The 11,200-nt window shown below is 71.6% G+C and carries 10 protein-coding genes; 1 reads left to right on the forward strand and 9 read right to left on the reverse strand.

Features of this window, described 5'->3' with window-relative positions:
• Positions 1-327: 327 nt before the first annotated feature.
• A complete protein-coding gene (locus ACIQMV_RS37650; RefSeq protein ID WP_402597585.1) occupies positions 328-1,335 on the reverse strand; it encodes a stage II sporulation protein M in 1,008 nt (335 codons plus the stop codon).
• A gap of 131 nt (positions 1,336-1,466) precedes the next feature.
• Between ACIQMV_RS37650 and ACIQMV_RS37655 the strand changes: the two genes are divergently transcribed.
• Positions 1,467-2,516 carry an RDD family protein gene (locus ACIQMV_RS37655; RefSeq protein ID WP_402597587.1) on the forward strand — a complete coding sequence of 350 codons (1,050 nt, stop codon included), beginning with the start codon at positions 1,467-1,469 and terminating at the stop codon, positions 2,514-2,516.
• Between the two features lie 65 nt (positions 2,517-2,581).
• Here the strand turns inward: ACIQMV_RS37655 and ACIQMV_RS37660 are convergent, their stop codons facing one another.
• The 8 genes from ACIQMV_RS37660 to ACIQMV_RS37695 all read right to left on the reverse strand — a co-directional run bounded on the left by ACIQMV_RS37660 (position 2,582) and on the right by ACIQMV_RS37695 (position 10,925).
• Positions 2,582-3,199 (reverse strand): hypothetical protein, encoded by a 618-nt coding sequence (locus ACIQMV_RS37660; RefSeq protein ID WP_402597588.1) that lies wholly within the window; start codon positions 3,197-3,199, stop codon positions 2,582-2,584.
• A gap of 180 nt (positions 3,200-3,379) precedes the next feature.
• On the reverse strand, positions 3,380-4,837 hold the full coding sequence (gene ahcY, locus ACIQMV_RS37665) for an adenosylhomocysteinase (RefSeq protein WP_402597589.1): 1,458 nt from the start codon (positions 4,835-4,837) through the stop codon (positions 3,380-3,382).
• A gap of 285 nt (positions 4,838-5,122) precedes the next feature.
• The gene (locus tag ACIQMV_RS37670) at positions 5,123-6,103 is read right to left on the reverse strand and encodes a cation diffusion facilitator family transporter (protein WP_388475439.1); all 981 of its coding nucleotides are present in this window, start codon (positions 6,101-6,103) and stop codon (positions 5,123-5,125) included.
• A gap of 131 nt (positions 6,104-6,234) precedes the next feature.
• Positions 6,235-7,389: a mannose-6-phosphate isomerase, class I gene (manA, locus tag ACIQMV_RS37675; protein ID WP_402597590.1), complete on the reverse strand. Its 1,155-nt coding sequence runs from the start codon at positions 7,387-7,389 to the stop codon at positions 6,235-6,237.
• Between the two features lie 87 nt (positions 7,390-7,476).
• Complete coding sequence (locus ACIQMV_RS37680; protein ID WP_402597591.1) at positions 7,477-8,604, reverse strand: SIS domain-containing protein; 1,128 nt, start codon at positions 8,602-8,604, stop codon at positions 7,477-7,479.
• A 102-nt stretch (positions 8,605-8,706) separates the two neighbouring features.
• Complete coding sequence (locus ACIQMV_RS37685) at positions 8,707-8,877, reverse strand: Trm112 family protein (protein ID WP_141360461.1); 171 nt, start codon at positions 8,875-8,877, stop codon at positions 8,707-8,709.
• 147 nt (positions 8,878-9,024) lie between these two features.
• Entirely contained in the window at positions 9,025-10,389 is a 1,365-nt protein-coding gene (locus ACIQMV_RS37690) for a phosphomannomutase/phosphoglucomutase (protein WP_402597592.1), read from the reverse strand.
• Between the two features lie 113 nt (positions 10,390-10,502).
• Positions 10,503-10,925, reverse strand: a complete 423-nt coding sequence (locus ACIQMV_RS37695; RefSeq protein WP_141360459.1) for a DUF3499 domain-containing protein — start codon at positions 10,923-10,925, stop codon at positions 10,503-10,505.
• Between the last annotated feature and the right edge of the window lie 275 nt (positions 10,926-11,200).

The raw sequence follows: 11,200 nt of genomic DNA on the forward strand, positions 1-11,200 counted from the left end.
TCGGTGTTTCCGACTCTATCAGATCTTTCCGATCCGATTTCCTCGGTGCTTTCCAGGTTTTCGCTTTCGCGTTTCCCTTTCCGGCGGTTCCGACTTTATCAGAACTTTTGAGCCAGTCTGACCGGCCCTCGTTTCCGATTCGTCGGGAGAGGCTTCTTCATGATCGATCTTGTCGACATGTACAGAAGCAGATAGATGCTCACCGTCACCCTCGTGGACCATGTCCATCTCCGGGCAACTGTTTGAATCTACCTCCTCACCCGACCCGTGTCAACGGCTCCGGTGCGGCGAAGAGGAGAGTAGCAGCTCAGCGGCCCCAAACGCACATCAGGCGGCCGTCGGCACGGTCGCGCTTCGCTCGGTTGGCGCAACGTCCCCTGTACCGCCGGCCCGTGCCGCTCGACCGCCGAGGACGTAGACGTAGGCCAGGAAGGCCAGCTCAGCGATGATCCCGATACCTATGCGGGCCCAGGTGGGCAGGCCCGACGGCGTGACGAAGCCTTCGATGGCTCCGGAGACGAAGAGGACGAGGGCCAGGCCGATCGCCATGCCCAGCGCGGCTCGGCCTTCTTCGGCGAGAGCGATGCGGCGGGAGCGGGGGCCGGGATCGATGACCGTCCAGCCGAGGCGCAGCCCGGTACCGGCGGCGACGAAGACCGCCGTCAGTTCGAGCAGACCGTGCGGGAGAACGAGACCGAGGAAAGTGTCGAGCCGTCCTGCCGAGGACATCAGGCCGATGCCCACACCCAGGTTGAGCATGTTCTGGAAGAGGATCCACAGGACCGGCAGTCCCAGGAAGACGCCCAGGACCAGGCACATCGCTGCGGCCTGGGCGTTGTTCGTCCAGACCTGGGCGGCGAAGGCGGCCGCGGGGTGACTGGAGTAATAGGTCTCGTACTCGCCGCCGGGGCGGGTCAGCTGCCGTAGCTCACTCGGGGCCGCGATCGCGGCCTGTACCTCGGGGTGCGTACCGATCCACCATCCCAGGAGCGCGGCGACCACGGTGGACAGGAGCGCGGTGGGAACCCACCAGTGGCGGGCCCGGTAGACCGCCGCGGGGAAGCCCTCCAGCAGGAAGCGGGTGACGTCCCGCCACGAGGCGCGGCGTGTCCCGGTCACGGCGCTGCGCGCGGCCGCCACGAGTTGGCTGAGCCGGCCCGTCAGCTGCGGGTCGGGTGCGCTGGACTGGATCAGGGAGAGGTGGGTGGCGGTGCGCTGGTAGAGGGCGACGAGCTCGTCGGCCTCCGTGCCGGTGAGCCGGCGTCGGCGGCGGAGCAGGGTGTCGAGGCGGTCCCATTCCGCTCGGTGGGCGGAGACGAAGACGTCCAGGTCCATCGTGTCTGCCTGCTCCTCGGCTGGTTGTTCGACAACTCGTCGGCTGTTTCCGCTTGTCCCACTGCGGCGCGATCGCCCTCAGCTTGGCAGACTGGCCGTTCTCGGGGCAGGCCAGGGGAAGGACGACGGGCGTGAGTGAGCTGGTGACGGGTGAGGCCGTGGCGCTGGAGGTGCGCCCGGCGAGGCTGCCCAGCAGGGCACTGGCGGTGATCCTCGACCTCGTCGTGACGGTGATGGTCTACATCGCCGTGTCCTTGGCTCTCATGGCGTCCACGGCTTCCCTGGACGAGGCCGCCCGGATCGCGGTCTCGATCGCGGCGTTTCTCCTCGTGCTGGTCGGGGGGCCGATAGCCGTGGAGACGCTCAGCCACGGGCGGTCGCTCGGGAAGATGGCATGCGGGCTTCGGGTCGTGCGGGACGACGGCGGACCGATCCGGTTCCGGCACGCGCTCGTGCGTGGGGCGATCGGTGTGGCCGAGATTCTGCTGACGTTCGGGGTCGTCGCCTGCATCGCCTCGCTGGTGTCGTCGCGGGGGCGTCGGCTGGGAGACGTGTTCGCGGGCACCCTGGTCGTACGGGAGCGGGTGCCGGCCGGGCAGGCGACCGCGGTGCCTCCGCCGCCGCCCTGGCTGGCGGGGCGTTTCTCCGCTCTCGATCTGTCGGCGGTTCCCGACGGGCTGTGGCTGGCGGTCCGGCAGTACCTGACGCGGATGCAGACTCTGGATCCGCAGGTCGGCTGGAGCATGGCCGAACGGCTCGCCGCCGATCTCGCCGCCCGCACCGGGACTCCGGCGCCGCGCGAGGTTCCGCCGGCCATGTATCTGGCGGCGGTGTTGCAGGAGCGGCAGGCGCGTGAGGCCCGGCGCGCGTTCGGCGGCGGCTCGGCGACGGGTGCGTCCGCCCGAGGGGCCGGCGTCCCGGCCGCCGGGTCCGGCGCGGCGCCCGGTGCTCCCGGCTTCCCGGCGCCGCAACCGCCGGCCCACGGCGTGCCGCGGCCGCCGGCCTACGGCGTCGGCGAGCCGTCGGGGACCCCCGTATCCGCCGCTGAGGGTTCACCCGCCACGCCCCAGGAGACCCCGGCCTGGGGCGCCCCGTCCACGGGCCTCCCGTCGCAGCACGCGGCGTCCGAGGACACATCGCCGACCGAGCGTCCCGGTACCGGGTTCGTGCCGCCGGCCTGACACGTCGGCCGGTCCGGGTCCGTCAACCTTCTCCGCACTCCCCCGGCCTTCCCCGCCCCGCAGCCTCAGGAGTCGAAGACCGACGGGGGTGACTGAAGGTCCTCCAACTCGATGCCGGGGGCCGCCAGAACCACGTCCCCGGCGATGTGCACGGTGTGCTGTTCGCCCGTGTCCAGGGCTGTGACCTGGTATTCGTCCACGGTCAGCGGGCCGCTGTCAGTGGCGTGTGCTTCTCTTTCCACCAGAGCCCAGGACTGGTCCACGGTGCGGGGGGCGAGGACCGGATCCGTGAAGGCCACGAGGCGGACGCGGGTCGCGGGGGCGGAGGGGGTGAGGCGCAGGAGACGGGCGGTGGCGATGAGGAACGCGGGGGATGTGCCGGTGAAGGCGTGGGCGCGCGCAGTGCCTTCGGTGGCATGGATGCCGGTGGGGTCGGTGCGGACCCAGGTGACGCCGTCGAGGGCGGCACCGCGCACCTGCCAGCCTCCCGCGTGGAGTTCGAGGCGGATGGGGCGGCCGAGGTCGTCGAGGGCAAGGTCGACGGAGCCGTGATGAGCGCCCGAGGGGGTGGTCAGCTGGGATACGTAGCGCCAGCCGGAGGGGCCGGGGGCGCACTGGAAGTGCTCTTCCGCGAGGGGGGTGTGATCGTGCGGATCGTGGAGCGAATAACGGCCGCGGGGCATGGGGGTCCTGGGGTGTGACGGGGTGGTCCGGCCGCTTCGGCACTGCGGGCAGGCGGGCGTGACGGCCGCCGGTCCGGTCGAGACCGCCGGTCCGGCCGAAAGGGGCAGGCCCCCGACACGGGGGTGCGGGGGCCTGCCTCGAAGGACCTGGCTGAGACGCGGGGTGCGGCTCGGTGGTGGTCAGTAGCGGTAGTGGTCCGACTTGTACGGGCCGTCGACCTCCACGCCGATGTACGCGGCCTGCTCGGGGCGCAGCGTGGTGAGCTTGACGCCGAGGGCGTCCAGGTGGAGGCGGGCGACCTTCTCGTCGAGGTGCTTGGGCAGCACGTAGACGCCGGTCGGGTACTCGTCGGGCTTGGTGAACAGCTCGATCTGAGCCAGGGTCTGGTCCGCGAAGGAGTTGGACATCACGAACGACGGGTGACCGGTGGCGTTGCCCAGGTTCAGCAGGCGGCCCTCGGACAGCACGATGATCTTCTTGCCGTCCGGGAAGGTCCAGGTGTGGACCTGCGGCTTGACCTCGTCCTTGACGATGCCGGGGACCTTGGCAAGGCCGGCCATGTCGATCTCGTTGTCGAAGTGGCCGATGTTGCCGACGATGGCCTGGTGCTTCATCTTCGCCATGTCGGAGGCGAGGATGATGTCCTTGTTACCAGTGGTGGTGACGAAGATGTCGGCCGTCTCGACGACGTCGTCCAGCGTGGTGACCTGGTAGCCGTCCATCGCCGCCTGGAGGGCGCAGATCGGGTCGATCTCGGTGATGATCACGCGGGCGCCCTGGCCGCGCAGGGACTCCGCGCAGCCCTTGCCCACGTCGCCGTAGCCGAACACGACCGCGGTCTTGCCGCCGATCAGGACGTCGGTGGCGCGGTTGATCCCGTCGACCAGGGAGTGCCGGCAGCCGTACTTGTTGTCGAACTTCGACTTGGTGACCGCGTCGTTGACGTTGATCGCCGGGAAGAGGAGGGTGCCCTCACGCTGCATCTCGTACAGACGGTGCACGCCGGTGGTGGTCTCCTCGGTGACGCCCCGGATCTCGGAGGCCAGCTGGGTCCACTTCTGCGGGTTCTCCCCCAGAGTGCGGTTCAGCAGCTCCAGGATGACGCGGTGCTCGTCGGACTCGGCGGTGTCGGGCGAGGGGGCCTTGCCGTCCTTCTCGTACTCGACGCCCTTGTGGACCAGCAGGGTGGCGTCGCCGCCGTCGTCCAGGATCATGTTCGGGCCGCCGGTGGGGCTGTCCAGCCAGGTCAGCGCCTGCTCGGTGCACCACCAGTACTCCTGGAGGGTCTCGCCCTTCCAGGCGAAGACCGGAATGCCCTGCGGGTCGTCGGGGGTGCCGTCGGGGCCGACGGCGATGGCGGCGGCCGCGTGGTCCTGCGTGGAGAAGATGTTGCAGGACGCCCAGCGGACCCGCGCGCCGAGGGCCGTCAGGGTCTCGATCAGGACGGCGGTCTGCACGGTCATGTGCAGGGAGCCGGTGATGCGGGCGCCCTTGAGCGGCTGCTGCTCGGCGTACTCCGCGCGGATCGCCATCAGGCCCGGCATCTCGTGCTCGGCGAGGGAGATCTCCTTGCGGCCGAACTCGGCCAGGGACAGGTCGGCGACCTTGAAGTCCTGTCGGTTCTCGACAGTCGTCATGGGGTGCTGCTCCTCGGGGTTGGGGCGAGGTGGGTACGGCTGATCTGCGCGGCGGCGGACACAGGGTGCCCGAAGAGGTCACAGGTGTGCCTTCGTGCGCGCAGCGCAGTCCGTCGGAGGCCCTCTCTCCCTCGGCCGGCCTCTGCTCGGGCCGCCCGACCGCCATCAGCAGCGACGTCTGGCTCCGTCCCAAGCTACACCGCGAAGCGCGGCGGCCCACAGTCCGTGTCCGGACACACAGGACCGTTCGCGGGGCCTCGTGATCGCCGCCGGGGGCGGCCGGGATCAGTGGCCGGTGGGGTGCGGGGCGGGTCCGCCCGGGGTGGCCTCGCGGTCCGGGCCCTTGGCCGCCTCGGCCTCGCTGTAGATGTCCGGTTCCAGGTAGATGACGCGGGCGATGGGCACGGCGTCGCGGATGCGGGCCTCGGCGGCGTTGATGGCGGCGGCGACCTCGGCGGCCGTGTCGTCGTGCTGGACGGCGACCTTGGCGGCGATGAGCAGTTCCTCGGGGCCGAGGTGGAGCGTGCGCATGTGGATGACGCCGGTGACGGTGTCGCCGTCGACCATGGCGGTCTCGATCTGCCGGACCACGTCGGTGCCGGCGGCCTCGCCGAGCAGCAGGGACTTGGTCTCGGCGGCCAGGACGAGGGCGATCAGTACGAGCAGGGCGCCGATGCAGACCGTGCCGATGCCGTCCCAGAGCCCGTCGCCGGTGAGCAGGGCGAGGCCCACACCACCGAGGGCGAGGACGAGACCGATCAGCGCGCCGAAGTCCTCCAGGAGCACGACCGGCAGTTCGGGGGCCTTGGCGCGGCGGATGAACTGCGGCCAGGACAGCTTGCCGCGCAGTGCGTCGGCCTCCTTGACAGCCGTGCGGAAGGAGAAGCCCTCGGCGACGATCGCGAAGACGAGGACGCCCACCGGCCAGTACCAGTGCTCCACCTCGTGCGGGTGGCGGATCTTCTCGATGCCCTCGTAGATGGCGAACATGCCGCCGACGGAGAACAGGACGATGGAGACGAGGAAGGCGTAGACGTACCGTTCGCGGCCGTATCCGAAGGGGTGCTGCGGGGTCGCCTCGCGCTGGGCCCGCTTGCCGCCGATCAGCAGCAGGAACTGGTTGCCGGAGTCGGCGAGGGAGTGCACGCCCTCGGCGAGCATCGACGAGGAGCCGCTGAAGGCGAATGCCACGAACTTGGCTACCGCGATGGCCAGGTTGGCGCCGAGTGCCGCCATGATCGCCTTGGTGCCGCCTGACGCGCTCATCTGTTCGCGTTGTCCCTTCGCCGTCGTGCTCGCTTGCGGCCTTGGCCAGTCCTCGGCCGGTGGGTCATTGTCGCAGCCCGGTTCGGCGACGGTTACCCGGGCGGCGGCCCGTTGGGCCGCCGCCCGCGCGGTCATACGACGACGGTGGCCCGGAACAAGGTGCCGGTGCCGGACACTTCGGTCTTTTCGTCGGCGGGGACGAACACGGACTGTCCCGGGGCGAGTTCCTGTTCGCCGGCCCGGACGGAGCCGGCCGCGCAGAGCAGGATCTGCGGGGTGTCGAGGGTGAGGTCGCGTTCGGCGTCGGTGCCTTCGGGCAGGACGTAGCGGGACAGGCGGAACTCGTCGACGGGGGTGTCGTAGACCTCCTCGCCGTCCGGGCCGGCCTCCGGGCACAGGATGCCGGGGTCGCGGGCCTCGAAGCGGACGATGCGCAGGAGTTCGGGGACGTCGACGTGCTTGGGGGTCAGGCCGCAGCGCAGGACGTTGTCCGAGTTGGCCATGATCTCCACGCCCAGGCCGTTGAGGTAGGCGTGCGGGATGCCGGCGCCGAGGAAGACCGCCTCGCCCGGCTTGAGGCGGAAGTGGTTGAGGAGCATCGCGGCCAGCACGCCCGGGTCGCCCGGGTAGTGGCGGGCGATGCCGGCGTAGGGGGCGTGGTCGCCGCCGAGGCGGGCACAGGCGGCCGCGGCCTCGGCGACCGTCGCGGCCATCTCCTCGCGGTCGGCGGTGAGGAGGGCGGTGAGGACCTCGCGCAGGGCGGCTTCCTCGGGGCGGGCGCGCAGCATGTCGACGTATGGCTTGAGGGAGTCGACACCGAGGGCGTCGAGCAGTTCGGCGGCCCGGTTCGGCGCGCGGAAGCCGCACAGGCCGTCGAACTCGGTGAGCGCGCAGACCAGTTCGGGCTTGTGGTTGGCGTCCTTGTAGTTGCGGTGCGGGGCGTCGGCGGGGACGCCTCGGCGCTCCTCGTCGGCGTATCCCTCCTTGGCCTGTGCCAGGTCGGGGTGGACCTGGAGGGAGAGCGGGGCGCCGGCGGCGAGGATCTTGAGCAGGAAGGGCAGGTGCGGGCCGAACTTCGCGACCGTCCTGGCGCCCAGTTCCTCCTCCGGGCCGGCCTCGATGACCTCGGCGAGGGTGCCGCGTGCGGTGCGCGAGGGTGCGCCCGGATGGGCCCCCATCCACAGCTCCGCCTGGGGTTCGCCGCTCGGCTCTGCACCCAGCAGGTGCGGGATGGCGGTGGTGGAACCCCAGGCGTAGGGGCGGATCGTGTTGTCGAGGCGGTCCATGCGCTTCTCTCTGCGGTTCTGGGCTGTTCTCGGCGTTCTCGGCGGTCTCAGCGTTCTTGGCTGTTCTCGTCTGCGCTCAAGGACAGATCAGGTGCCGGAGGCGAGCGCCAGGTAAACGGCGGTGAAATCCGTGACGGCGATCAGTTCCGCGAGGGTCTCGAGATCGTCGCCGGGGTCCGGCTCCAGCTCGCTGATCGGCGTGTCGTGGCTGAGGGCCAGGTCTCGGGCGGCCGGGGCGGCGGTCAGGCCGCCGAGCGGGCGGTCGCGCAGCAGCACCACGCGCGCGTGCAGGGCGGGCCGCTCCTCGACGCGGTCGCGGAAGAAGTCGTCCGGGTCGGCGCTGGCGGCCAGCGGACCGGCGAGCAGCGCGGTGTGCGCGGCGAGGGCTTCGGGCAGTTCGGCGACGATCGCGGGGATGCCGGACAGTTCGGCGAGCCCGGCGGCGAACCGGCGTCCCGCGGGGCCCGCGGAGGCGCCCTCGGTCCAGATGACCGGCAGCGCGTCGGCGAGTTCGGCGGCGAGGGTCTTGGCCGGGTTGCTGTAGGTGACGATGGCGGGTCCGCAGCGTTCGGCGATGTGGTCCAGCCGGTCGGCGGCCCTTTCCAGGGAGTCGGGCGGGGCGGTGAGCAGGCCGACGCGGTCCAGGAGTGCCAGCAGCGGCGTGAGCAGCGCCCACAGGACGCCCGGGGCGGATCCGGCGAGGGGTTCGCCGTGGTCGTAGGGGGCCGTGGCCATGGGGATGAACAGGCCGCGGGCGCCCTCGAGGGCCTCGGCGAGCGGGGTCCCCGCCGGGGCCACGGCGACGACCGTGCAGCCGCGCCGGTAGGCCTGCTCGGCGAGCAGGGACAGGCTCGGCTCGGTGCCGTCCGGGGTGGCGATCAGCAGCAGGTCGACGGAGCCTGCCCAGCCGGGCAGCTCCCAGCGCAGGGCTCCGGCGGCGGAGGCCACGCCCGTGGGTGCCAGCCGGGTCACGGGGCTGCCCGCGCCTGCGAGCGTGCCGAGCAGGTCGGCCGCGTGGGTGGCGGCGGCGCCGGGGCCGGCAATCAGGACGGCGCGGGGGCGGCCGTCGGGCCTGAGGCCGCTCACGCCGACCTCGGCGGCGTTCCGGGCGGCGGTCCGGACGCGGGCGCCGGCCTCGGCGGCACCGCGGAGCAGTCCGCGGCGGTCGGCCTGGGCGAGCCCCTCCGGGGCGTCGAGCAGCGATTCGTCGAGCATGGGCGGCAGCCTCCCGATCGGGCACCGAGCGCCGGGTCGTCTTCGTGCGGACAGCGGAGCCCGTCCGGGCGAGACGCTGGGCCTCTTCCGGACGGGTCTGCGTCACGCGGGGCGGCGGGCCTCGTCGACGAGCAGGACGGGGATGCCGTCGCGGACGGGGTACGCCAGACCGCAGTCCTGCCCGGTGCAGACCAGCTCGGTGTCCTGCTCCTTGAGGGGGGCGTGGCAGGCCGGGCAGGCGAGGATCTCCAGAAGGCCGGCTTCGAGCGGCATGAGGTTTCCCTTCGGGCGGGCGGGGTGGGTGCGTCGGTGCGGTCGTACGGACGTGCCTGGTCAGGGTACCGCCGGTGGGGGCGGCGTGGCGGGGTCGGGCCGGGGCCCGCACGCCCGGACGCCGCCCTGACGGGGGTGGACGGCCCCTCAGCCCCGGATGATCGCCAGTGCCTCGTCCCGCACCTTGGCCATCGTCGCCCCGTCACGGGCCTCGGCGTTCAGCCGCAGCAGCGGCTCGGTGTTGGACGGGCGGACGTTGAACCACCAGTCGGCGGCGGTGACGGTGAGACCGTCGAGTTCGTCGAGGGTGACGTCCGCGCGGCCGGCGTAGGCCGACCTGATGGCGGCGAGGCGGGCGGCCTGGTCGTCGACCGTGGAGTTGATCTCGCCGGAACCGGCATAGCGGTCGTACTGGGCGACGAGGGCCGACAGGGGGCCGTCCTGGCCGCCCAGGGCCGCGAGGACGTGCAGGGCGGCCAGCATGCCGGTGTCGGCGTTCCAGAAGTCCTTGAAGTAGTAGTGCGCGGAGTGCTCGCCACCGAAGATCGCGCCGGTCCTCGCCATCTCGGCCTTGATGAAGGAGTGGCCCACGCGGGTGCGGGCGGGCGTGCCGCCGTTCTCCTCGACGACCTCCGGGACCGACCAGGAGGTGATGAGGTTGTGGATGATCACGCCCTTGCCGCCGTTCCTCGCCAGCTCGCGGGCGGCGACCAGCGCGGTGATCGCCGACGGGGAGACCGGCTCGCCGCGCTCGTCGACCACGAAGCAGCGGTCGGCGTCGCCGTCGAAGGCGATGCCGAGGTCGGCGCCCTCCGCGCGGACCCGCTTCTGGAGGTCGACGAGGTTGGCCGGGTCCAGGGGGTTGGCCTCGTGGTTGGGGAAGGTGCCGTCCAGTTCGAAGTACATCGGGACGAGGTCGACGGACAGACCGTCGAAGACGGTCGGGACCGTGTGGCCGCCCATGCCGTTGCCCGCGTCGACGACGACCTTCAGGGGGCGGAGGGAGTCCAGGTCGACGAGGGAGCGCAGGTACGCCGCGTAGTCACGCAACGTGTCGCGCCGGCTGATCGTCCCCTGCCGGGCGGCCGGCTCGGGGGCGCCCGAGGCGAGCCACCGCTCGACCAGTTCGCGGATCTCCGCCAGCCCGGAGTCCTGGCCGACGGGGGCCGCGCCCGCGCGGCACATCTTGATGCCGTTGTACCTGGCCGGGTTGTGCGAGGCCGTGAACATCGCGCCGGGCAGGTCCAGGGCGCCGGAGGCGTAGTACAGCTGGTCCGTGGAGCACAGGCCGATCCCCGTGACGTCGGCGCCGTGGCGTGCCGCGCCGCGGGCGAAGGCCCGGGCCAGGCCGGGCGAGGAGGGCCTCATGTCGTGGCCGGTCACGAGGGCGTCGGCGCCGGTCACCTGGGCGAAGGCCGCCCCGAAGAGTTCGGCCAGCGGCTCGTCCCACTGGTCCGGGACCACCCCGCGTACGTCGTACGCCTTCACGATCTGCGACAGATCAGCAGCCACGGCCAGCCCTTCTGAGGTCCTATCGGTCACCACAAACTACCGTCGGCATGCGAACAGAAGGCGGCGGAGGCGAGGGCCGAGGGTGGCGGAAGGATTTCGCGGGCTGCCCGGTGTCAGTTGTCGGGCGACCGGAGCACGCGCAGGTGGCCGCGGCGGGCGACCTCCATCGGGTCCGCGGTACGTGCGCCGCCACCGGCCTCGGCCGCCCGTTCCTGGGGCCTGGCCGCCTCGCGCACGGCGTTGGCAAGCGCTTCCAGATCGTCTCCGCTGGGCCGCGCGGGAGCGGAGCCGTCGAGGAGCCGGACGACCTCCCAGCCCCGGGGCGCGGTGAGGCGCTCGGAGTGCTCGGCGCACAGGTCGTAGCAGTGGGGTTCGGCGTAGGTGGCGAGCGGGCCGAGGACAGCGGTCGAGTCGGCGTAGACGTACGTCAGCGTCGCTACGGCGGGACGGCCGCAAGCGGTGCGCGAACAGCGACGTACAAGGCTCACGACGATGGACGGTACCGCACTCTTGAGCGGGCCGCGACGACTCTCCACCAGGCCACTCCACCGTGTCGCGGTATGAAACGTCCCAGACACACCTTCTGTCACACTTCGCTGACCTGCAGGAATGCCCCCTGTCGGGATCTCGAACACGTCGGATCCGGTCACGACCGGGTACAAAATCAGTCAATTACCTTGATATCAACGGTCCTGGAGAGATATGGAATCGAGCCCCAGCTTGGCTGAAATGCTCACCGGGCGACCGGCCGTGGCGGTGAGGGCAGGGCGTCCGGCGCGACGTCCGATGCCGAGTCCGGCGCGGCACCCGG

Source organism: Streptomyces sp. NPDC091412 (assembly GCF_044756885.1).
In the GTDB taxonomy this organism is placed as follows: domain Bacteria; phylum Actinomycetota; class Actinomycetes; order Streptomycetales; family Streptomycetaceae; genus Streptomyces.